20 protein-coding genes are annotated in these 21,322 nt (G+C 70.6%); 14 read left to right on the top strand and 6 right to left on the bottom strand.

The features are described from left to right. Window positions 1-4 precede the first annotated feature (4 nt). From AB0L91_RS27185 to AB0L91_RS27160, 6 genes are read left to right on the top strand one after another with little or no spacing between them, the layout of a single operon-like run. Window positions 5-997, top strand: coding sequence for a BMP family protein (locus AB0L91_RS27185; protein ID WP_365014846.1), 993 nt, complete (start codon window positions 5-7; stop codon window positions 995-997). A 5-nt stretch (window positions 998-1,002) separates the two neighbouring features. Next, window positions 1,003-2,562 (top strand): ABC transporter ATP-binding protein, encoded by a 1,560-nt coding sequence (locus AB0L91_RS27180; RefSeq protein WP_365014843.1) that lies wholly within the window; start codon window positions 1,003-1,005, stop codon window positions 2,560-2,562. Continuing rightward, window positions 2,559-3,704, top strand: coding sequence for an ABC transporter permease (locus AB0L91_RS27175; protein ID WP_365014840.1), 1,146 nt, complete (start codon window positions 2,559-2,561; stop codon window positions 3,702-3,704). The genes AB0L91_RS27180 and AB0L91_RS27175 overlap by 4 nt, the downstream gene beginning before the upstream one ends. Then, window positions 3,701-4,627, top strand: coding sequence for an ABC transporter permease (locus AB0L91_RS27170; RefSeq protein WP_365014837.1), 927 nt, complete (start codon window positions 3,701-3,703; stop codon window positions 4,625-4,627). Before AB0L91_RS27175 ends, AB0L91_RS27170 begins: the two co-directional genes overlap by 4 nt. A 30-nt stretch (window positions 4,628-4,657) precedes the next feature. Beyond that, entirely contained in the window at window positions 4,658-5,638 is a 981-nt protein-coding gene (locus AB0L91_RS27165) for an ornithine cyclodeaminase family protein (protein WP_365014835.1), read from the top strand. Beyond that, the gene (locus AB0L91_RS27160) at window positions 5,635-6,111 is read left to right on the top strand and encodes a nucleoside deaminase (protein ID WP_365014833.1); all 477 of its coding nucleotides are present in this window, start codon (window positions 5,635-5,637) and stop codon (window positions 6,109-6,111) included. Before AB0L91_RS27165 ends, AB0L91_RS27160 begins: the two co-directional genes overlap by 4 nt. 39 nt (window positions 6,112-6,150) lie before the next feature. Here the strand turns inward: AB0L91_RS27160 and AB0L91_RS27155 are convergent, their stop codons facing one another. From AB0L91_RS27155 to AB0L91_RS27145, 3 genes are all read right to left on the bottom strand, one after another. Then, window positions 6,151-7,506 (bottom strand): MFS transporter, encoded by a 1,356-nt coding sequence (locus AB0L91_RS27155; RefSeq protein ID WP_365014830.1) that lies wholly within the window; start codon window positions 7,504-7,506, stop codon window positions 6,151-6,153. Between the two features lie 111 nt (window positions 7,507-7,617). Then, the gene (locus tag AB0L91_RS27150; protein ID WP_365014829.1) at window positions 7,618-8,904 is read right to left on the bottom strand and encodes a DUF6596 domain-containing protein; all 1,287 of its coding nucleotides are present in this window, start codon (window positions 8,902-8,904) and stop codon (window positions 7,618-7,620) included. A gap of 8 nt (window positions 8,905-8,912) precedes the next feature. After that, the gene (locus tag AB0L91_RS27145) at window positions 8,913-9,332 is read right to left on the bottom strand and encodes a YciI family protein (protein ID WP_357349911.1); all 420 of its coding nucleotides are present in this window, start codon (window positions 9,330-9,332) and stop codon (window positions 8,913-8,915) included. 242 nt (window positions 9,333-9,574) lie between these two features. Between AB0L91_RS27145 and AB0L91_RS27140 the strand changes: the two genes are divergently transcribed. Continuing rightward, window positions 9,575-10,354, top strand: coding sequence for a crotonase/enoyl-CoA hydratase family protein (locus tag AB0L91_RS27140; RefSeq protein ID WP_357349913.1), 780 nt, complete (start codon window positions 9,575-9,577; stop codon window positions 10,352-10,354). A gap of 5 nt (window positions 10,355-10,359) precedes the next feature. Further along, window positions 10,360-11,196, top strand: coding sequence for an SDR family oxidoreductase (locus tag AB0L91_RS27135; RefSeq protein ID WP_365014826.1), 837 nt, complete (start codon window positions 10,360-10,362; stop codon window positions 11,194-11,196). Here the strand turns inward: AB0L91_RS27135 and AB0L91_RS27130 are convergent. After that, the gene (locus AB0L91_RS27130; RefSeq protein WP_355281886.1) at window positions 11,162-11,782 is read right to left on the bottom strand and encodes a TetR/AcrR family transcriptional regulator; all 621 of its coding nucleotides are present in this window, start codon (window positions 11,780-11,782) and stop codon (window positions 11,162-11,164) included. The genes AB0L91_RS27135 and AB0L91_RS27130 overlap by 35 nt on opposite strands. 135 nt (window positions 11,783-11,917) lie before the next feature. On the opposite strand from AB0L91_RS27130, the gene AB0L91_RS27125 reads away from it, so the two are divergent. The 4 genes from AB0L91_RS27125 (at window position 11,918) to AB0L91_RS27110 (ending at window position 16,566) form a co-directional block, all read left to right on the top strand. Continuing rightward, window positions 11,918-12,844 carry a metal-dependent hydrolase gene (locus AB0L91_RS27125; protein WP_365014822.1) on the top strand — a complete coding sequence of 309 codons (927 nt, stop codon included), beginning with the start codon at window positions 11,918-11,920 and terminating at the stop codon, window positions 12,842-12,844. Window positions 12,845-12,854: 10 nt separating this feature from the next. Continuing rightward, window positions 12,855-14,006 carry a hypothetical protein gene (locus AB0L91_RS27120; RefSeq protein WP_365014820.1) on the top strand — a complete coding sequence of 384 codons (1,152 nt, stop codon included), beginning with the start codon at window positions 12,855-12,857 and terminating at the stop codon, window positions 14,004-14,006. Between the two features lie 106 nt (window positions 14,007-14,112). Further along, window positions 14,113-15,252, top strand: a complete 1,140-nt coding sequence (locus AB0L91_RS27115; protein WP_365014817.1) for a low temperature requirement protein A — start codon at window positions 14,113-14,115, stop codon at window positions 15,250-15,252. Window positions 15,253-15,309: 57 nt separating this feature from the next. Continuing rightward, complete coding sequence (locus tag AB0L91_RS27110) at window positions 15,310-16,566, top strand: TetR/AcrR family transcriptional regulator (protein WP_365014815.1); 1,257 nt, start codon at window positions 15,310-15,312, stop codon at window positions 16,564-16,566. Window positions 16,567-16,616: 50 nt separating this feature from the next. Here AB0L91_RS27110 and AB0L91_RS27105 read toward each other — a convergent pair whose 3' ends face one another. Together AB0L91_RS27105 and AB0L91_RS27100 are read right to left on the bottom strand one after the other, a co-directional pair. Continuing rightward, on the bottom strand, window positions 16,617-17,762 hold the full coding sequence (locus AB0L91_RS27105; RefSeq protein WP_355281872.1) for an acyl-CoA dehydrogenase family protein: 1,146 nt from the start codon (window positions 17,760-17,762) through the stop codon (window positions 16,617-16,619). A gap of 38 nt (window positions 17,763-17,800) precedes the next feature. After that, window positions 17,801-19,309, bottom strand: coding sequence for an aldehyde dehydrogenase family protein (locus AB0L91_RS27100; RefSeq protein WP_365014812.1), 1,509 nt, complete (start codon window positions 19,307-19,309; stop codon window positions 17,801-17,803). 221 nt (window positions 19,310-19,530) lie between these two features. On the opposite strand from AB0L91_RS27100, the gene AB0L91_RS27095 reads away from it, so the two are divergent. Next, window positions 19,531-20,517, top strand: a complete 987-nt coding sequence (locus tag AB0L91_RS27095; RefSeq protein WP_355281868.1) for a nitronate monooxygenase family protein — start codon at window positions 19,531-19,533, stop codon at window positions 20,515-20,517. Further along, window positions 20,514-21,320, top strand: a complete 807-nt coding sequence (locus tag AB0L91_RS27090) for an enoyl-CoA hydratase-related protein (RefSeq protein ID WP_365014809.1) — start codon at window positions 20,514-20,516, stop codon at window positions 21,318-21,320. The genes AB0L91_RS27095 and AB0L91_RS27090 overlap by 4 nt, the downstream gene beginning before the upstream one ends. Window positions 21,321-21,322 lie beyond the last annotated feature (2 nt).

Below are 21,322 nucleotides of genomic sequence, written 5' to 3'. Positions count from 1 at the left end.
CCCCGTGCACAAGTCCACTCGGCGCGCGATCGCCGTCGGCTCGGCCGCTCTCGCCGCCGCCGCCCTGCTGTCGGCCTGCGGGTCCTCCGATTCCGCCGCGTCGGGCGGCAAGCTGAAGGTCGGCGTGTTCTTCCCCGGCTCGCTGTCGGACACCGGCTTCATGCAGTCGGGGTACCTCGGCTACCAGCGCATCGCCGACACCCTCGGCGACAAGGTGGAACTGAGCAAGGTCGAACAGGTCGCCGCCAGCGACTACCAGCAGGCCCTGGTCCGTTTCGCCTCGACCAACGACCTGGTGATCTCCCTCGGCGGCCAGACCGACGCCGACGTGCGCAAGGTCGCCCCGCAGTTCCCGAACGTGAAGTTCGTCGAGATCGGTGGGCCCGCCGACGCGAAGCCGATGGCCAATCTCGCCTACTACGACCCGCAGCAGGCCGAGGCCGAGTTCCTCAGCGGCGCGGTGTCGGCGGCGGGCGCGAAGACCGGCGCGGTGGCCTTCGTCGGTGGGGTCGAGCTGCCCGCGATCGTCAACGCCGCCAACGCCTTCGGCAACGGCGCCCGGTTCGCGAAGCCGGACGTGAAGGTGCTCACCCCGCAGTACGTCGGCGACTTCAACGACCCGGCCAAGGCCAAGCAGGCCGCCCTGGCCGACTACGGCGCCGGCGCGGGCGCGCTCGGCCAGATCGTCAACCTCGGCAAGGCGGGCATGGAACAGGCCGCGACCCAGTCCGGCGCGGCCATGGTCGGCGGCCCGATCCCCGGTGACTGCACCAACCCGGTCTACCTGGGCTACGTGCACACCGATATCGGCGCCGAGGTCGAGTATGCCGTGAACGCCGCGCTCGACAACTCCTGGAAGGCCGAGAACGTGCGCTTCGGGCTCACCTCACCCAACCACGGCACCGATTTCGTGTTGTGCAGCAAGGACCCCGCGGTCGCCGACGCGCTGGCCAAGGCGAAGACGGCCCTGTCCACCGGCGCGGTCAAGCCGTACTGACCGTCATGAGCGCTTCCGCACTGACCCTGCAGGGATTGGGTAAGAGCTTCGGTGACGTGCAGGCCCTGCACGATGTGGACGTCACCGTCGAATCCGGCACCGTCCATTGCGTGCTCGGCGAGAACGGCGCGGGCAAGTCGACGCTGTGCAACCTGGTCTTCGGCGGCTACCGGCCCGACACCGGCCGGATGACGCTGGGCGGCACCGAGTTCCGGCCCGACTCCCCCGCCGCCGCGATGGCCGCGGGCGTGGCGATGGTGCACCAGCACTTCAGCCTGGTCACCACGATGACCGTCGCGGAGAACCTGCTGCTCACCCAGCGGGGCGTGCGGATGCGCCGGGCGGAGCTGACCGACCGGCTCGACGAGATCGCGCGGCGCTACCGGCTGCGGATCGATCTCGACCAGCGGGTGGCGACCATGCCGGTCGGCGCGCGCCAGAAGGTCGAGATCGTCAAGGCGCTGCTGCGCGATCCGTCGCTGATCCTGCTCGACGAACCGACCGGCGTGCTCGATCCGGCCGAGATCGACGCGCTCATCGACACCTGCCGCGCCGTCGCCGCCGACGGCAAGGCGGTGGTGCTGGTGACACACAAGCTCGGCGAGGTCGCCCGGGTCGCCGACGCCGCGACCGTGCTGCGCCGCGGCACGGTCGCCGGAGGTGGGCGGATGTCGAACACCAGCATCGCGCACCTGCTCACGGCCATGGTCGGACGCACCGCCGCCGATCTCGACCCGACCGTGGCCGCCACGCTCGGCCTCGACCCGGCGGCCGAACCCGTGGTGCGCGCGGCGGCACCCGACCTCGGCGAGGTCGCGCCGGTGCTCGCCGTCGACGGGGTCAGCGCGCATCGCCCGGACGGCAGTGTGGCGCTGGACGAGGTCCGGCTCGCGGTGCGGCCGGGCGAGATAGTCGGGATCGCCGGCGTCGAGGGCAACGGCCAGAGCGAACTCGTCGCCGTGCTGGCGGGCGGAGTCGCGGCCACCGGCGGCACGGTCACCCTCGACGGCACCGACATCACCACCGCGCGTCCGGCCACCCGCACCGGGCTCGGACTCGGGATCGTCCCCGAGGACCGGCACCGCGACGCGATGGTGGCCGACATGACGATCGCCGAGAACCTCTTCCTCGGACAGCTGGGCCGGTTCCGCCGGTTCGGTCTGCTCGACAAGCGCGCGATGGGCCGGGCCGCGCAGGCCGAACTCGAGCGGTTCGACGTGCGCGCGGCGGGACCGTGGGTGCGGATGGGCGCGCTCTCGGGCGGCAATCAGCAGAAGGTGGTGCTGGCCCGCGAGCTGTCCACCGCGAACCTGCGCTGCCTGGTGGCCGCTCAGCCCACCCGCGGATTGGACATCGGCGCGGTCGATTTCGTGCTGACCCAGTTGCGCGCGGCCGCCGCCGACGGCTGCGGAGTGCTCGTGGTGTCCAGCGAGGTCCCCGAACTGCTCGCCCTGTGCGACCGGGTGTTCGTCGCCTATCGCGGCGCCCTCACCGGCCCGGTCGAGACGTCCGATCCCACCGCGGCCCAGCGGATCAGTGAACTCATGATGGGAGTCGCGGCATGATCACCTCGCTCGCGCACCGAATCCCCCTGCGCCGGTGGGCGCATCAGCCGGTCGTCGTGGCCGTGGCGGCGATGCTCGCCGCCGGGGTGATCGGGCTGATCCTGGCCGCCGCGGCCGGTGCCGCGCCCGCAGCGACCATGACCGCCCTGTGGGAGGGCATGTTCGGCAGCGACTACGCGATCGGCGCCTCGCTCAATGTCGCGGCGACCCTGATGCTGGTGGCGGTCGGCTTCACCATCGCGCACCGGGCCGGACTGGTGAATGTGGGTGGCGAGGGCCAGATCTGCGCGGGCGGCATCGCCGCCACCGCCATCGGCACCACCCTCACCGGCGCGCCCGCCGCCGTCACCCTGCCCGCGGTCATCGTCGGCGCAGGCGCGGCGGGCTGGCTGTGGGCCGCCATCGCGGCGTACCTTCGGGTGCGGCGCGGGACCAGCGAGATCATCACCACGCTGCTGCTCAACTTCGTCGGCCTGGCGATGGTGCTGCTGGTGGTGCACGAGCCCGCGCTGCTGCGGCAGCCGGTGACGTCCTCGGAGACGTTGCCGCAGTCCGAACCGCTCACGCCCGCCGCGCATCTGCCGCTGCTCGGCATCGAGCGTTCCCCCGCGACGATCGCCCTGTGGATCGCGGTGGTCGCGGCGGTCGGCACAGCGATCCTGGTGCGCCACACCGCGCTCGGCACCCGGCTGCGGGCGGTCGGGCTCAATCCCGACGCGGCGGCCAGGCTCGGGTTGCCGGTGCCCCGGCTGCGCTTCCTGAGCCTGTCGGCGGCGGGCGCGTTCGCCGGTGTCGCGGGCGGATTGCTCGTCGCCACCGCACCGTTCGTGCTGGCCGAGGGCTTCTCCTCCGGGTACGGCTTCTCCGGCCTGGTGGTCGGCCTGCTGGCCCGTGGCTCGCTGTCCGCCGTCGTCGCCGTGTCGCTGCTGCTCGGTTTCCTCGTCTCCGGCGGGATCAATCTGCAGCTCGCGGCGAACGTGCCCGCCTCGACCATCTCGGTCGTGGAGTCGCTGATGATCGTGTTCATCGCGGGGGCGGCCCTGTGGACCCGATCGGCCCGCGCCGCCGAACCCGCCACGCCCCCACCGGTTTCCGCGATCGATACGACCGATTCCCCCGACCTGGCAGGAGCGCCGCGATGAGCCTCGACACGGTCACCGACATCGCCACCAGCGGTATCGGTTTCACCCTGCCCATCCTGGTCGCCGCCAGTGGCGAGCTGGTCAGCGAACGCGCCGGCGTGCTCAACCTGAGCCTGGAGGCGATGATGCTCACCGGCGCGTTCGCCGGTGTGCTCGGCGCCGTCACCGCCGGATCACCGGTGCTCGGCGCGCTCACCGCCGTCGTCGCCGCGCTGATCTTCGGTGTGGCGCAGGCGATCTGGAGCATCGGTCTGCGCGCCGACCAGATCGTCGTCGGCATCGCGAGCAACGCCCTGGCCCTCGGCGCGACCACCTACGGCGCGCGGCTGCTGCTGGCCGACGGCAAGGGTCACTCCGTGCCGGGCTTCGACCCGCTGCGGATTCCGCTGCTGCACCGGATCCCGGTGATCGGTCCGGCCCTGTTCGGCCAGACCGCGCTCGGCTACCTGTGCCTCGCCCTCGTGGCCGCGCTCGCGGTCGTGTTCTCCCGCCGCACCAAGCTCGGCCTGGTGATCGACGCCATCGGCGAGGACGCGATCGCCGCCGATCGCACCGGCCTGTCCGTGCGGGCCGTCCGCTACGGCTGCGTGCTGCTGGCCGCGGTCGCCGCCGGTCTCGGTGGTGCGCAACTGGCGCTGTCGGAGGTGCATTCGTTCAGCGACAACATGACCGGCGGCATCGGCTATCTCGCCGTGGTCGCGGTGATCGCGGGCCGCTGGCGCGCGCTCGGCGTGATCTGGGCGTCGGTGTTCTTCGGCATCGCGCAGGCGCTGCAGTTCGCGCTGCCCGCGCTGGGCGTCGACGTGCCGTTCGCGCTGCTGGTGATGCTGCCCTATCTGATCGCGATCGTCGCCGTCAGCGGCCTGGTCGGCAACAGCCGCTCGCCGCGCGACCTGACCGTCGCCTTCGCCCGATCTTCCTGACCCGTCCCCGCTTTTCGAGGAGTACCCGCGTTGACTCTGATCCTGTCGCATTCCGATGTGGCCGCCGTCCTCGACCGTGCCGAGGTGCTGGCTGCGGTCGAACGCGCGCACGCCGACCTCGCGCTCGGCACGGCGCTGGTCCCCGCGCCGCCCGCCGTGGCCCTCGGCGGCGCGGCCTTCGTGCCGATGGTCGCCGCCGCCGAGGCCGCCGGCGCCGCCGTGGTGAAACTGCTCGCCGACCTGCCCGCCAACCGCGAGCGCGGGCTGCCGGTGCAGCGCTCGGCCATCCTGGTGACCTCGGCCACCGACGGCGGCTGCGAGGCACTCATCGACGGACGGCTCGTGACCGCGGTCCGCACGGCCGCCGCCAGCGCGGTCGCGACGAAATATCTGGCGCGCCAAGACAGCTCGGTTCTCGGCCTGATCGGTGCCGGCGGGCTGGCCGTCGAGCACACCCGCGCGATCGCCCGGGTGCGCGCCCTGGACACGGTGCTGGTCTGGTCGCGGTCGAGCGCGACCGTGGAACGGTTTCGCGCGGCCGTCGCCGACCTCGGCCTCGAGGTGCGGGCGCAGCCGTCGCCGGAGGCGGTCACCCGGGCCGCCGACATCCTGTGCACGCTCACGCCCTCGCGGGAGCCGATCGTGCACGGCGCCTGGTTCGGCGACGGGCTGCACGTCAACGCGGTCGGCGCGCCACCACGGGCCGATCACCGGGAGGTCGACGGCGCGGCCATGCGCCGCGCGCGGGTCGTCGTAGACTCGGTCGGTACCACGCTCACCAAGTCCGGTGACACGCTGCTGGCCATCGCCGAGGGCGCGATCACCGAGGCGGCGGTGGGCACCGAGCTGGGTGAGGTCGTCGCGGGGCGGACACCAGGCCGCACCGGCGATCGCGACATCACCCTGTTCAACTCGGTCGGCATCGGCCTGCAGGACCTGGCCGCCGCCCGGCTGCTCATCGACAAGGCTCGCGCCAACGGCATCGGAACGGAAGTGGACCTCAGCGCATGACCACACTCACCGAGAACGACATCACGCATCTGCGTCGCGCCATCGAGCTCGCCGGCCAGGCCTCCGCGCGCGGTGACCGCCCGTTCGGCGCGGTCGCCGTCGACCGCGACGGCCGGGTCGTCGCCGAGGGCGAGAACGCGGTGAGCAGCAGCGGCGACGTCACCACGCACGCCGAGCTGGTCGCCATCACCACGGCCACCGCCGCGGGGAAGGCCGAGGCGCTGCGCGGCGCCACCGTGTACGCCAGCGGCGAACCGTGCCCGATGTGCGCGGCCGCGATGGTGTGGGCGCAGGTCGGGCGGATCGTGTTCGCCGCCGCGTCCGCCGAGTTCGGCAAGATCCTGACCGGCGGCCCGAGTTTCGCGCTGACCTGCGCCGACCTGGTCGCCACCTCGAATGTGCCGGTGCAGGTCAGCGGGCCGCATCTGGGCGAGGAAGCGCTCGCGGTCTTCCGCGCCGCGGTCACGGGCTGACCGGGATGCCGGTCGCCACCACGGCGACCGGCATCCGCCTCAGCGCACCGGGACGGGATCGTCGCCCAGGTCGCGCTGTTCCTCGATCGCTTCCGGGGTGCCCGGCACCTGGGTGCCACGCAGCGAGACACCCTTGGTCTCGATGAGGAACCAGGCGGCCACCAGCCCGACCAGGCAGGCGCCGAACATGTAGTATGCGGGGAACAGGTGATCGCCGGTGGCGTCGATGAACGCCTGGTTGATCACCGGAGCGGTACCGCCGAACAGCGAGGTGGCCACGTTGTAGCCGATCGCCACGCCCGCGAAGCGCACGATCGTCGGGAACATGGCGGGGAAGGTCGCCGAGATGGTCGCCAGCTGCGGCGCGTAGAGCAGGCCCAGGATCGCGAAGCCGACGATGGCGCCGGTCAGTGAGCTGCCGATCAGCTTGTAGACCGGGATGACCATGATCATCAGCGCCGCGCACGAGAACAGCCACAGGGGCCTGCGGCCCACCCGGTCCGAGAGCGCGCCGAGGAACGGCAGGGTCACCAGCATGGCGATCTGGCCGATCAGCGGGACCAGCAGCGCGTCGGATTCCGCCATGCCGAGGGTGTTGCCGAGATAGGTCGGCGTGTAGCTGAGCAGCGAGTAATTCACCACATTGAGCGCGATCACCAAACCGAACAGGGTCAGGACCGGGCGCAGATATTTGGTCACCAGGTCGCGATAGACGCCGATGGTTTCCTCGGTCTCGTCATTGCGTTCGACCTCGCGGAAGACCGGCGTATCCTCCACCCGGCTCCGCAGATACATTCCGACCAAACCCAGCGGCGCGGCGATGAGGAACGGAATTCGCCAGCCCCACGATTCCATGGCCGGATCGTCGAGAATATTCACCAGCAGCAGGGCCACCAGATTGCCGAGCGTGAATCCGGCCAGCGTGCCGACCTCCAGGAAACTGCCGTAGAACCCGCGCTTGCGGTCGGGCGCGTATTCGGCCATGAAGGTCGCGGCACCGCCGTATTCGCCGCCCGCCGACAGGCCCTGCACCATCCGCAGCAGGTAGAGCAGGATCGGCGCGCCGATCCCGATGACCTCGTAGCTCGGGATCAGGCCGACGGCCAGCGTCGACGCGGCCATCAGCACGATCGTCGTCGCGAGCACTCGCTTACGCCCGATCCGGTCACCGAGCGGGCCCCAGATCATTCCGCCGATCGGGCGGATCAAAAAGGAAACGGCGAATCCGAGCAGTGTGTAGACGACGCTCGACCCCTCGCCGTCACCGGGAAAGAGCGATGCCGCGATATACGTCGCCAGATAGGCGTAGACGCCGTAGTCGAACCATTCGACCGCATTGCCGATCGCCGAAGCACCGATCGCGCGATGCAGCACCGATTTCGATTCCTGTGACATCTACACAAACCTCTCGTCGTCGCCTCTACGGGCTACCCGACAATTAGCCGAGCAAACTTTACGACTGTGCGACGATTCCCGCGCGACCCCGGCGGCCGGAAACGTCGTACCTCACTCGAGAGCGGTGAGTTTGCCTGTGAGAACGGTCTTTTCGCGTTCGTTGCCGCACAGGCGGATCGCCTCGGTGAACGCTTCGCGCGCTTCGGCGACCCGCCCGAGCCGGGTGAGGAGTTCACCGCGCACACTCGGCAGCAGGTGCGACCGCGCCAGCGCTCCCCCGGCGGCCAGCTCGTCGACGATCGGCAGCGCGGCCGCGGGCCCGTCGGCCATCGACACCGCCACCGCCCGGTTGAGGTCCACCACCGGTGAGGGAGCGAGCCTGCCCAGCGCCTCGTAGAGCAGGACCACCCGCTCCCAGTCGGTCGTCTGGACCGACGGCGCGACGGCGTGACATTCGGCGATCGCGGCCTGCAGTCCGTAGGCCCCGAGGCCGCGCCCGGCCTGCGCGGCCTTGGCCAGCGCCGCCCGGCCGCGCCGGATCGCGGACGGGTCCCAGCGGCGGCGGTCCTGCTGCTCGAGCAGCACCGGCTCGCCGTCGGGTCCGGTCCGGGCGGGAAACCGCGCCGCCGTCAGCTCCAGCAGCGCGAGCAGCCCGTACACCTCGGGCTCGCCGGGCATCAGCCGCGCGAGTACCCGGGCCAGCCGCTGCGCCTCGCCCGCCAGGTCGAAGCGGATGAGATCGTCGCCCGCGCTGGCCGACGACCCCTCGGTGAAGATCAGGTAGATCACCCCGAGCACCGAGCCGACGCGCGCGCCGCGCTCGGCGGCGGGCGGCACCGCGAACGCGACCTCCGCCGCACCGAGGGTCTTCTTCGCCCTGGTGATCCTGGCCTGGACGGTCGCGGTCGGCACCAGGCACGCCTTGGCGATCTCGTCGCTGGTCAGACCGCCGACCACGCGCAGCGTCAGGGCCAGCCGCGCCTCCCGGGAGAGCACCGGGTGACACGAGATGAACATCAGCGCCAGCACGTCGTCGTCGATCTGGTCGGGATCCCAGAGCACGGCGTCGGCCGTGCGCATCGGGTCGGCCGCCTCACCGCCGGTCAGCACGCCACCCTCGCCGAGATGTCCGGCGAGGGTGGCGTAGCGGTCGTCGAGCGCGGCGCGCCGCCGGTAGGCGTCGATCGCGCGGCGGCGGCCGACGGTGAGCAGCCAGCCGGCCGGTTGCCGCGGGACTCCGTCGCGCGGCCAGGTCACCAGCGCCTCGGCGAGCGCCTCCTGCGCGAGATCCTCGGCCATCGCGAAGTCGCCGGTGTAGCGGGCGAGCGCACCGACGATTCTGGCCGATTCGATCCGCCAGACCGCGGCGACCGCCTCGCGGCCGGTGTCCTGGGTCATCGTCGGGTTCAGAGCTGGCCGGTGTCCTCGCGCCAGGCCCGCTCCTTCAGGATCCACTTGTTGTCCTGCGGGAACTCTTCGATGCTGGGGACGCGGCGGATCTCGGTCTTGACGCCGGGGCCGGTCATCGGCATCCGCTTGGCCCACTCCACCGCCTCCTCCTTGGAGGTGACATCGAGGATGTAGTACCCGCCGAACAGTTCCTTGGTCTCGCCGTAGGGGCCGTCGGTGACGATCGGCGGTTCCGAGGCGTAGTCGACGACCACCGTCTCGGCGGGGTCGTCGAGGCCCTCGGCGGCGACCAGCACGCCGGCCCGGATCAGCTCGTCGTTGAACTTGCCCATGGTTTCCAGCATCTCGTCGAAGTCGAGCTCGGCGGCCTTGGCCCAGGCGTCGTCGGTCGCGCGCATGATCAGCATGTACTTCATGGTCTGTCTCCTCGGGTAGGTGTGGACCCGGGTGGGTCCCTGTTCATCCCTAGGTCGAACGGGCGACGACACCGATCGACAACCGACCGAAAATTTCTTCCCCGAGTTTTCCACAGTGTCCGGCGACCGCGCGAGAACCGGTGAGTAGCCCGATCCGGGGACCCACCGCGCCCCGGCGTGATACATCTCGAGGTGACCTGTCACGCGACACGGCGGACAGGCGGAGAGTCAAGGAGTTCCTCGTGAGCGCAGTCCTCGTCGAGCAACGCGAGCACGTGCTCGTCGTCGTCATCAACCGGCCGCAGGCCATGAACTCGGTCGACGCCGAGGTCAGCACCGGTGTGGGCGCGGCGCTCGAGCAGGCCGAGGCCGATCCGCAGGTCCGCGCGGTCGTGCTCACCGGTGCCGGCGAGCGCGCCTTCTGCGCAGGCGCCGACCTGAAGGCGCTCGGTCGCGGCGAGAACATCCTGGCGCCGGGCAACGAGCAGTGGGGCCTGGCCGGCTACGTCCGCCACCCGATCAGCAAGCCGACCATCGCCGCGGTCAACGGCTTCGCCCTCGGTGGCGGCACCGAACTCGTCCTGGCCAGCGACCTCGCCGTCGCCGCCGAGACGGCCACCTTCGGCCTGCCCGAGGTCGCCCGCGGCCTGTTCGCGGCCGCCGGTGGCGCGTTCCGGCTGCCCGAGCAGCTGCCGCGCAAGGTCGCCATGGAGATGATCCTGACCGGCGAACCGATCACCGCCGCCCGGGCGCTGGAGCTCGGGCTGGTCAATCGGGTGGTCCCGGCCGACCTGGTCCTCGACGCCGCGCTCGAGCTGGCGGGCCGGATCGCCGAGAACGCGCCGCTGGCGGTGCAGGCGAGCAAGCGGGTCGCACTGGGGCTGGTCGACGGCAAGATCGACGACGACGCCGCCTGGGATCTCACCAACCGCGAGATCATGAGCGTGGCCCGCACCGCGGACGTGCGCGAGGGCACCCTCGCCTTCGCCGAGAAGCGCAAGCCCAACTGGCAGGCCCGCTGACCACGATGCGGATCCTGGTTCTCGGCGCCTCGGGCTTCGTCGGCGGCGCACTGTTCGCGCAATTCGGCGCGCGCCACGAGGTCGTCGGGACCAGCCGCCGCGGCGGATCCGGGCTGGTCCCACTCGATCTCGCCGACGCCGACGCGGTCCGCGCGCTCGTCGCGGACTACGTCGACGTGGTGATCCACACCGCGGGCATCGTGGATCTGGCCGCCGCCCAACGTGATCCGGACGCCGCCTTCGCGATCAACGTGGCGCCGATGGCCGCCCTGCTCGACGCGGTCGAGGACGCGGGCGCCAAGCTCGTCTACCTGTCGACCGACAACGTCTTCGACGGCACCCGCGACACCTACGACGAAACCGCGCTGCGCACCCCGATCAACGTCTACGGCTGCACCAAGGCCGCCGCCGAACACCGGGTGCTGGCCCGCGCCGGGCACCTCGTCGTCCGGCTCCCGCTCGTCTACGGGCGCAGCCCCCGCTCGAACAAGTTCCTCGCCCGCTTCGCCGCGCCCGCGGTCGAGGCGCGCACCGACATCGTGGGCACCCCGCTGTATCTGCCCAGCCTGGCGCCCCTGCTCGAGCAACTGCTCGACGAGACCGGCGTGGTCCACCTCGCGGGCCCGGAGGCGGTGAGCCGCTACGACCTGCTGACCCGGGTGCGCGACCGCCTCGGTGCCTCGGCGCGCATCGTGCCCACCGATGCCGATTCCGGACCGCCGGACTGCCCGCGACCGCGCCGACTGGTCCTGCGCAGCGTCCGGCACCCGCTCACCGGGCCCGATATCGACACCGCCCTGGCCGATCTCATCGACCCGGCGTCGCCGCTGTCTGGGCGCTGATCGCGATCCCCATCCACCGGCGCAGGTAGCGCCGGAGTTCGTCGTCGGTCCGCGGTGGATCGCCCGGCGAGAGGAAGAACGACTGCATGGTGCGCAGCGCGTATTCGACGAGGTCGCGCAGGGCCGCGTCGTCGTATCCGTGTGCGGCCCAGTCGACATCGAAGCGCCGGATCATCGTCATGCCGAAGGCCTGCGCCTCGTCGGAGGTCATGCGGTCGGCGTGCTGGCTCGAGTACGAGCCCGAGAGCAGGATGCCCAGGTGCGGGGTCCGGCGGACCTCGGTGAGGGTGTAGACGACGGCCTCGATCATCGCGTCGGCCGGGTCGCCGAGGCCGGTGACGTGCGCGGTCAGCCGGTCGAGGAAGCCGTCGACCGAGGCGATGGCCGCCGCCGTCATCAGCGCGTCGGCGCTGGGGAAATACCGGTAGACGGTCTGACGGATGACGCCGAGCGATTCCGCCACGTCGGCGATGCTGATCTCCGCCCCGGTCCGGCCGATGAGATCCACTGCGGCGGCGATGATCCGGCGCGACGCTTCCGCGTCGTCCGCCGGTGGACTGCCACCCCATCCACGTCTGCGCGCCACCGGGTGGACGCTAGCACAACCCCAGGTCAGCGCGAATTCCGCGAAAGTGATCATACACTCGGATATACATTCGTATGATTACGTCACTCCAGCCGAGCGGCTCGCGCACGCCCGAGAACAACGAGGTACTCCACCGTGACCGATCTCCACGTCCGCAAAATGGACTTCGCCTTCGCCGACTACGATGTGCCGTTCCTGTGGAACCCGCAGAACCCGGCCTTCTCCTCCATGGCCAATGCCGTGTCGTTCCTGGCGATCGGCTTCGAGAAGATGATCGTGCAGCTGATCACGCAGGCGAAGCCGCAGATCACCGACCCCGAGGTGGCCGAAGAGGCCGACGCGTTCATGCGGCAGGAGGGTCAGCATTCGACCGCGCACCGCCAGCACGTGAAGGCGCTGATCCGCCGCTACCCCGGCCTGCAGCAGACCCTCGACGCGGTGATCGCCGAGTTCGACAAGCTCACCGCGAGCACCCCGGTCAAGTACCGCCTCGCCTACACCGCCGATCTCGAGGCCACCTTCACCCCGGTGTTCAAGCTGATGCTCGACAACGACGCGAGCCTGTTCGCCCCCGGCGACGACCGGGTGGCCTCGCTGTTCATCTGGCATTTCGTCGAGGAGGTCGAGCACCGCAGTTCGGCGCTGATCATCTTCAACTCGGTGGTGAACAGCGAGCTGTACCGGATGCGGGTGGCGCCCTCGATCTTCCGGCACGTGCTGCAGGTGATCCGGGTGGCCTGCGCGGGCTTCAACGAGCATGTGCCGCTGGCGGATCGGCAGGTCGACGCGCTGTCGATGTTCGCCAACTACCGGCGCGGACAGACCCTGCGCCGGGTGCTGCCCGGGCTGCGGCCCGCCGACAACGGCACCATGCCGCGCGCGTTCGACGATCTGGGCCTGGGCGAACAGCTCGTCGCCCTGGGCGGCATCATCCGCAGCCAGATGCCCCGGCACAATCCCGCGCACGAGAACCTGCCCGCGCTCGCGGACGAGTGGTTCCGCCGCTACGACGAGGGCTACGACGTGACCCGCTGGTACACCGCCGATTCCGTGAGTTCCTAGGAGCACCCCGATGGCCGAGCACTGCTCCCCCACCTTCGCCGATCTCGCCACCCAGCTCGGGTTCTCCTGCGCGGAGGCAGGCGGGCTCGTCGAGTTCCGCAATCCGTTCGCCCTGGAGAACTGGACGCTGCCCGTTCTCGAACTCACGATCGTGGTCGGCGCGGTGCTCGCGCTCGTCTACGCGATCGTGCGCCTGCGCCGCCACGGCGACCCCACCGATCTGGTGCTGTGGTTCGGCGCGACCGCCTACCTGTTCGTCATCGAGCCGCCGCTGTACTTCCCGGCCGCGTTCGGCATCGAGGACCACGTCGACACGATGTTCGCGCACAACGTGTTCACCGTCGACTTCCTGTGGGGCAGGCTGCCGATCTACATCGTCGCGATCTATCCGCTGATGGCCACGCTGGCCTTCGGGATCGTCCGGATGCTCGGCGTCTTCCGCCGCTACGGCGTCCTCGTCGGCGCGACCTGCGTGGGTTTCGTGCACCACGCGTTCTACGAGATCTTCGACCATCTCGGGCCGCAGCTGCGGTGGTGGGAGTGGTCGATCGACAATCCGCTCAACCAGCCGATGTTCGACTCGGTCCCGGTGGGCAGCGTCGTGGTGTTCGCGGCGCTGTGGCCGATGTCGCTGGCGTTCTGCGTGCAGTACTTCGTCGGGCGTCAGGTCGACCAGGGCCGCGACTTCTCCGGCGTCGAATTGGTCTGGCGCACCGTCGTGATCGGCCTGCTGGCCTCGGTCGGCACCTTCCTGCTGCCGCTGCCGGCGACGGTGCTGGGCGCGGGCAGTACGACGGTGCGCGGCGTGGTCTACGCGCTGGAGCTGATCACGCTGTCGGTGGTGGCGGCGGTCGTGCTGGTCCGCCGGTGGCGGGACCTGCGCCGGGGCGAGACGGCGGAACCGCGCTACACGAATCCGTTCGTCCAGCGCTACGCCGTCGTGTACCTGGTGGTGTTCGCCGGACTCTGGCTCGCCGCGCTGCCCGATTTCTTCGACGCGGTGAACGGCGAGACCGCCAACGGCGATCCGATCGGCAATCTCTGGTACACGCTGGCCTGCTTCGTCATCGCGATCCTGTCCGTGCTCGCGACCTTCACCCTGCCGCGCGCCGACGCCACCGTATCGGCACGCACGGTGGCCGACCCGGCGGTGACCGGCTAGGCCTCGGGGCACCCGACGCGTCCGGCCCGCCCGCACCGGTCACCCCGCGGGCGGGCCGTCGGCGTTAGCATCACCGTCGCGGATGCCGAACCGGAGGAGAACGCCGATGACTGCGCAGCGCACGCCAGACGCCCGTGCCGTCTCCCCGCTGGAACTGTTCTTCGACCTGGTGTTCGTGCTCGCGCTGGGCCAGCTCACCCACCATCTCGTGGCGCACCTGACCTGGCGCGGCGCGGCCGAGACCCTGGTGGCGCTCATCGCGGTGGTCGGTATCTGGACCTTCACGACCTTCGAAGTCGCGATGCTCGACATCGAGCGGCGCGGCACCAAAGCGGTCACGGTGGTCGTGATGGCGCTCGGGTTGTTCGCGAACGCGGGTATCGCGCACGCGTTCGACGACAGTCCGTGGCTGTTCGTGATCCCCATGCTGGCCGCGCTCATCGGGCCCTCGGCCTACGCGACGCTGACCGCGCCGAACGCGCCGCTCCGCGCGCATTTCGGCCGGGTGCTGATCTGGTTCGCGGTGTCGACGCCGTTCTGGCTCATCGGCGCCGCGATGGCACCGGACGCCCGGCTGGCGTTCTGGGCGGTGGGTGCCGCGATCGACCTGGTCGGCACATGGCTGGCGCATCCGCTCCCCGGGCACCGGATGCGCAGCACCGCACTGTCGTTCGATGCCGAACACATCGTCGAACGCATGCGGCTGTTCCTGATCATCATGCTCGGCGAGACGGTGCTGACGCTCGGCCGCGTCATCGCCGACCACCACGACGACGCCCTCATCCTGACGCTCGCCTTCGGCTGCTTCCTCGCCCTGGTCTGCCTGTGGCAGATGTATTTCGCCCGCGCCGAACAACAGGTGGTCGACCATCTCACCGGCAGCGCCGACCCGATCGCCGCCGTCCACATCGGCCTGAGCGCGATCTACGGCGTGGTCGCGGGCCTGGTCCTCTTCGCCGCGGGTGCCGAAACCCTGCTGGCCCACGCCCACGAGCCGGCCGCGCACGTCGCAGGCGTCCTCATTCTGCTCGGCCCGGCCGTCTACCTGCTGTCGCAGGCCTTCTACTTCCGCCGCGAGACCGGCAGCGGCTGGATTCCCCGGGTCGTCGGCGCGGCGGTGCTGTGCGTCGCCGCGGCCGCCGCGTACTGGCTCCCCGCGTGGCTCGTCGTCCTCACCCTGGTGGTGATCCTCGGCGCCCTGGCCATCCAGTTCTCCCGCGACACCACCCGCGCCACCACCGGATAGCCACGCCGGGTGCGACCACTGGTCGGGACGACCCGCACGGCTCCGTACGATCGATTCATGAGCGTCACCGACCATACCGAGCAGCGGGCCGAGACGAAGCCGCCCGAGCCCGGTACGCAGACGGCTGCGCCGGAGCGGGTGGTGCGGCGGCGGCCGAAGAACCGGCGCGCCCAGATCGCGGCGGAAGCGGCCACCGCGTTCGGCGCGCACGGGTATCACGGTGTGAGCATGGAGGACATCGCCGGTCGGCTCGGCATCAGCTCGGCGGCGCTGTACCGGCACTATCGCAGCAAGTACGCCCTCTTCCGCGAGGAGCTGTTCCGGCTCGCCGAGGTGACCGTGCAGGCGGTGACCCTGCCCGAGGACGCCGCGACGTGGACCCCGCGGGAGCGCCTCGATCACGTCATCGACGCCATCATCGCCAAGACCATCGGCAACCGGTCCACCACGGCGCTGGTCCGCTGGGAACGCCGCTATCTCGACGACGAGGACCGCCAGGCCCTCGACGACAAGTTCGCCGAGGCCGTGCGCCTGCTCGGCGCCATCGTCCGCGAGCTGCACCCCGAATTCGCCCGCGACGATGTCGCGGTCCGCTCGGTCGCGGTGTTCAGCGTGGTCAGCAGCATCGGTGATCACCACGCGACGCTGCCGACAAGGCTGCTCACACCCCTGCTCGCCGCGACCTGCCGGGCCCTGATCGACGTCGAGCTGCCCGCACCGGAGCCGACGCCCGCCCCGCCGGAGCCGGAGCCGGGATCGCCGTTCATGCACGAAGTGCTGCTGACGAAGTCGGTCGAGCTGTTCCACGAGCGCGGCTACCAGAACGTCAGCGTGGAGGACATCGCCACCGCCGCCGAGCTGGCCACCGCCTCGGCGGTGTACCGCTACTACCGCAGCAAGAGCGACCTGCTCGCCGCCGCGTTCCGCCGCGCGGCCGATATCGTCTCGGGCGCGATCGGCCCGATGGTGACCGCGTCGGCCACCCCCGCCGACGCGCTGTCGGGCCTGATCGACCTGTATGTCGACGGCTCGTTCGCCGAGCGGGCGCTGACCTACGTCTACTACGCCGAATTCGGCAATGTCGCGGCCGAGGACCGGGTGACGCTGCACCACATCCAGCAGCTGGTCATCGCCGAGTGGACCAAGCTCCTGGTCCAGGTCCGCCCCGAGCTCTCCGACGCCGAGGCCCGCATCCTCGTCCATGCCGGGTTCGCGCTGGTCGTCGACCTCGGCCGGGCCTTCGGCGACGACGGCATCGCGCCACGCGACCGCGTCACCACGCTGCACCGCACCACGCTGTTCGGCCACGCCTGACCCCTCGCCGCCGCCGGGAGAGGGTGCGGCGGCGAGGGGTCGGTGGACCGCTACAGACCCAGGGTGCGACCGATGATGTCGCGCTGGATCTCGCTGGTACCACCGAAAATGGTCGACACGAGCGCGCCGCGGACGTGCTTCTCCATGTCGAACTCGCGGGCGTAGCCGTAGCCGCCCATCATCTGCATGCCTTCCAGCGCCACCCGCTTGCTGACCTCGGTGGCCTTCAGCTTCGCCATCGACGCCTCCCTGGCCAGCACCTTGGTCGGGTTGGCGTCGGCCTCCTTGGCCACGCTGTAGATCAGCAGCTTGGTGCACTCGATCTCGGTGGCGAGATCGGCGAGGCGGTGCCGCAGCGACTGGAACGAGCCGACCGGACGGCCGAACTGCTTGCGCTGGGTGACGAAGGCGATCGTGTCCTCGAACGCGCGCTCGGCGGCGCCCAGGCTCATGGCGGCCAGGATGAGCCGCTCGAAGTTCAGCCCGGTCATCAGCTGACGCCAGCCGTTGCCCTCCTCACCGACCACCGCGTCCTCGGGGAGCACGCAGTCGGTGAAGTACAGGTCGTTGGTCTCCTTCTGATTGCCCATCAGCTCGATCGGCGAGATCTGCAGACCGGGCGTATCGGCGGGCACGTGGAACATCGTCATGCCCTCGTGCTTGCCGCCCTCCTTGGAGGTCCGCGCGACGAGCAGGATGTTCTCGGAGATGTGCGCGTTGGAACACCAGGTCTTCTGGCCGTTGATCAGCCAGCCGTCGGCGGTCTTGACCGCCTTGGTCGACAGGTTGCCCACATCCGAGCCCGCCTCGGGCTCCGACATCGAGATCGACTGCGACGCACCGCGCACGATGCCGCGCAGCACGTTGTCCTTCTGCGCCTCGGTGCCGAACTTGGCGTAGGCGCCACCGGTGATCAGCGTCGGGCCGATCGCGCCGATCGGCAGCATGCCGCGCAGCGACTCCTCGAGCAGGATGCACATGTCGACCATCGAGGCGTCCGAGCCGCCGTACTCCTCGGGCACCGTCAGCCCCAGCCAGCCGAGCTCGGCCATCTTCGCGTACACGCCGGGGTTGTGCTGTTCCCTGTCGTGCTCGGTCAGCGCGTCGCGCTGTTCCCGCGTCCCCGCCTCACGCTTGGCGAACGCGGCCACGGCCGCGGCGAAATCCTTCTGTTCCGGGCTGAATTCGACGCCCATACTGTCCCTCTTCTTTCCGTACCGATCGATGGATGGGTCTACTTGGCTCGTCCGAAGCGGCGAGCGGTGAGCTTGCGCACCGTCGACAGCGTCGACTCGGTGCGGGCGAACGAGAGCAACGCCATGCCGGGAATCACGAAGCGCTGCCGCGCGATCGAGTGCGGCCGGGTGAACCCGAGCAGGCCGGCGGCGCCGTGGATGCGGCCGATCCCGGACTCGCCGACACCACCGAAGGGCAGCGCCGGGATCGCCGCGTAGGCGGCCGGGCTGTTCACCGAGGTCGCGCCGGCCCGCAGCTGCCGGGCGATCGCCATGCCGCGCTTGCGCGAGAACACCGAGGAGGCCAGCCCGTACTCGGAGGCGTTGGCCAGCTCGATCGCCTCCTCGACATTGCGCACCGAGCGCACGGTGAGCGTGGGCCCGAAGGTCTCCTCGCGGACCGCGATCGAGTCCTCCGGCACATCGAGCAGCACGATCGGCCCGACGAATGGCGCCTCGATCGATGCGGGCCCGCCCACCACGGCGGTGCCGCCCTTGGCCAGCGCGTCCTCGACATGCTTGGTGATCACGTCGACCTGGCTCGGCAGCGTCATCGGACCGTAGGAGGCGTCGGTGCCGGAACCCGGCCGCAGGTCGGTGACCCGCTTGGTCAGCTCGGCCAGGAACTCGTCGAGCACGGAGGCGACGACGTAGCAGCGCTCGGTGCCCACGCAGGTCTGCCCGGAGTTGGCCATCGCCGACCAGGCGATCGCGTCGGCGGCGGCCGCGATGTCGGCGTCCTCGGCCACGATCGCGGCATCCTTGCCACCGCATTCCAGCACGACCGGGGTCAGCCGCGCGGCGGCCGCGGCCATGATCCGCTTGCCCGTCGCGGTCGACCCGGTGAACGCGATCATGTCGACGCCGGACTCGACCAGCGCCCGGCCGGTCTCCCCCGGACCGCTCACCACGCTCAGAATGCCCTCGGGCAGTGCGGGATTCGCCGCAGCGAAGGCGTCGGCGTACCAGTGGCCGACGCCGGTGGTCAGCTCACTGGGCTTGAAGACGACGGTGTTGCCCGCGGCCAGCGCGTAGGCGATCGAACCGTTCGGCGTGTACACCGGGTAGTTCCACGGCCCGATCACGCCGACCACGCCGTGCGGGCGCTGCTCGATCACGGCCTCGTGGTTGGCCATCATCATTCCGGGCCACACCTTCTTCGGCCCCAGGATCTTGCGGGCGTTCACCGCGGCCCAGTTCAGGTGCTCGACGGCGGTGACCACCTCGAGGTAGGCGTCGTCGGCGGTCTTGCCGTTCTCGGCGCTGATCAGCGCCACGAACTCGTCGACATTGACGACGAGGTGGGCGGCCCATCGTTGTAAGGCCCGCTTCCGCTCCGTGAACCCGAGTTCACGCCAGGTCTGCGCCGCCACGCGGGCACGCTCGACCGCCGCGGCGACCGCGGCGGCGTCGTCGACCGGCCAGCTGCCGACCGACTCGCCCGTCGCCGGGTTCGCGGTGGCGATCATTGTCGCAGAAATAGGTGCGGTAGTGGGGGTTTCGGTCATCCTCGACCATCCTTCGGCCAACTCGGTGATCATCCCGCGGCCGGACGGCCGAGCGGGACGCTCCTGGGATCCAACGGGGCGGCGCGGACTGTTGACAGGTCGCGCCGACCGCCGTTAAGTTAATCACAATTCTCGTTAAGTTAATCATGGTTCTCGTCGGTTGCAAAGCATTCCCAGCGGACTGCGGCCGGCGGGAACGTCGAATCCGGAGGGAGGGCGCGATGTTGCGCACCCGATTCACCGAGGCTTTCGGTGTCGAGCACCCGATCGTGCAGGGCGGCATGATGTGGGTCGGCCGAGCCGAGCTCGCCGCGGCCGTGTCCAACGCGGGCGGCCTCGGCATCGTCACCGGGCTGACCCAGCCGACGCCGCAGGCGCTGCGCGAGGAGATCGCCCGCACCAGGGACCTCACCGACAAGCCGTTCGGGGTGAATCTGACGATCCTGCCGTCGATCACGCCGCCGCCGTACGAGGAGTACCGGCAGGCGATCATCGACGGCGGTGTGCCCATCGTGGAGATCGCGGGCGGCAACCCGGCCACCCACCTGCCCTTCCTCAAGGACGCCGGGATCAAGGTGCTGCACAAGTGCACCAGCGTCAAGCACGCGCTCAAGGCGCAGCAGGTCGGCGTCGACGGCGTGAGCATCGACGGCTTCGAATGCGCCGGTCACCCCGGCGAGAACGACACCCCGGGCCTGGTGCTGATCCCCGCCGCCGCGCGCGAACTCGAGATCCCGATGATCGCCTCCGGCGGCATCGCCGACGCGCGCGGCCTGGTCGCCGCGATGGCGCTGGGCGCCGACGGCGTCAATATGGGCACCCGGTTCCTGTGCACCGTCGAGTCGCCGATCGCGCACGCGGTCAAGGAGCAGATCGTCGCCAATACCGAGCTCGACACCAAGCTGATCTTCCGGACCATGAACAACACCGCCCGGGTCGCCGACAACGCCGTCAGCCGCCAGGTCGTCGAGATCGAGCGCGGCGGCGGCACCTTCGCCGACGTGCGCGATCTCGTCGCGGGCGCGCGGGGCCGCAAGGTCTACGAGGAGGGCGATGTGGACGCGGGCATCTGGAGCGTCGGCCAGTGTCAGGGGCTGATCCACGACATCCCCACCTGCGGCGATCTGGTCGCGCGCATCGTGCGTGAGGCCGAGGATCTCATCGCGGGCCGGCTGTCGGGGAGCATCGTCGAGGCGGTCGCCCGATGAGCGAGAGCCTGCACATCGACACCGAACACGGCGTCCTGCGCATCACGATCGATCGCCAGGCCAGGATGAACGCGATCGACTTCGCGACCATGGCCGAACTGGCCGAGGCGATCACGGCGGCCGCCGCCGAGCCGACCACCCGGGTGATCGTGCTGACCGGCGCGGGCAAGGCGTTCTGCACCGGCGCCGATCTCGCCGCGGCCGCCGCCGCGGGCGGCAACGAGGTGTCGCCGGAGCTGGTCATGGACACCGCCAACGGCGTGATCCGCGCGATCGTCGACTCGCCCCTGCCGGTGATCGCGCAGGTCAACGGGCCCGCCGCCGGGGTGGGCGCCTCGATCGCGCTGGCCGCCGATCTCATCTACGCCGCCGACGACACCTATCTGCTGCTGCCGTTCACCTCCATCGGCCTGATGCCCGACGGTGGCGCGACCGCCATGGTCGCGGCGGCGATGGGACGGGCGCGGGCCGCGGAGATGGCGCTGCTCGGCGCCCGTCTGCCCGCGGGCGAGGCCGCCGCGGCCGGTCTGATCACCGGTACCGTGCCCGCTGCCGACCTCACCGAGCACGTCGACACCGTCGCCGCGAAGCTCGCGACGGGCCCCCGGCGGGCGCTCGAGCTGACCAAGGCCGCGATCAACGCCGCCACCCTGTCCGAGCTCGACGGGGCGCTCGCGCGGGAGAAGGACGGCCAGTCCGAACTGCTCACCTCCGCCGACTTCCTGGAGGGGATGACCGCGATGCTGACCCGTCGCGCCCCGAATTTCGCCGGCGCTCCCCGCCCGATCGCCGACCCTGCCTAGCT

It is taken from the genome of Nocardia sp. NPDC051833, assembly GCF_040681225.1.
Lineage (GTDB): Bacteria > Actinomycetota > Actinomycetes > Mycobacteriales > Mycobacteriaceae > Nocardia.
The sequence above is the reverse complement of the archived record's forward strand: the minus strand, read 5'-3'. Positions and strand labels throughout refer to the sequence as shown.